General features: G+C 45.9%; 1 protein-coding gene. It reads right to left on the bottom strand.

The window, feature by feature from the left end; genetic code table 11:
- A partial coding sequence (locus tag J3L11_RS19715) for an ISAs1 family transposase (RefSeq protein WP_207571986.1) occupies window positions 1-1,006 on the bottom strand: 1,006 nt, incomplete at its 3' end.
- Window positions 1,007-1,023: the final 17 nt, after the last annotated feature.

Raw genomic sequence — 1,023 nt, 5'->3', positions numbered from 1 at the left:
AGTTGAGCACAATACGGCGAAATAACGCCATTTTCTTCGCATTGTCTCTATCGCCTATCCGCGACATATCTTCTTTGAACGTGACATCCAGTACCCAATGTTGTTGATTCTCGATGTGCCAATGCTGTCTAACAGCCCGAGCGGCAAGTTCTACCTCAATATCCAATGAACTCAGGTAGTAATGCGTATCGATAGTCGTCGTTCCATTGCGCTTACGTTCGCGCTCAACGGCGATTAGCGATTTGACGGATGGCCACTGTTTGGCAAGCTCTTTTGGCAACAAGGCAGGAATTTGAAACGTGGTACGACGTTCTTCTCGACCGTGTCCCTTGTCGCTTTCTTCACACATTGGGATATCGGTGGCATTAGTCTCCCAGTGTGGCTGAAATAGCGCTTCAATCGTCTTTCTCAGTGTTGGTTGATTACCTTTCACTTGCACAACATAGTCACCTTTACGCTTTACAATTTGAGCAAGTGTTTCTTTGTTGCAATGCAGTGCATCAAAGGTCAATACGGCATCTTGGATATCCAACATATGCAGTAATTCGCGAACGGTCGCTACTTCGCTGCCTTTGGTTTTGGTGTCTTGTTGATAGAGGACAAGTCCTTGCTCGGTATCAAATGCTGAGACGAGGTGTAATGCTTGTTCCGTACTGTTTTTATTAACTGCGCCACGAAGGGTTTTTCCGTCAATGGCGATTAACGGTTTACCGGCAGAGGCTCTCAAACTATTGGTCCAGCGAAACAATGCCAGTACCATCATCTCAACATCAATTGCTTTAATGATCCGCGCAATAGAGTGCCGAGTGGGTATTCCTTTTGCGAAAGGCCGATGTTTCCGGAGCCATGACAAGTGCTCATGACCAAACTCCTCAATCTCAAGCCATCCGTGACAGCCGGAAGCGGTTGCGGCTAAAACGAGGAAAATGATATCAACCAAATTATGTTCCAAGTTGATATATGAACGTGGGTCTTCAATGAGTTTCAAATGGTCAAACAAGGACATGGATTAGGCTGAGTAGA

The organism is Shewanella sp. 4t3-1-2LB, from assembly GCF_017368415.1.
GTDB lineage: Bacteria > Pseudomonadota > Gammaproteobacteria > Enterobacterales > Shewanellaceae > Shewanella > Shewanella fodinae.
This window is presented reverse-complemented; position numbering and strand designations above follow the sequence as displayed.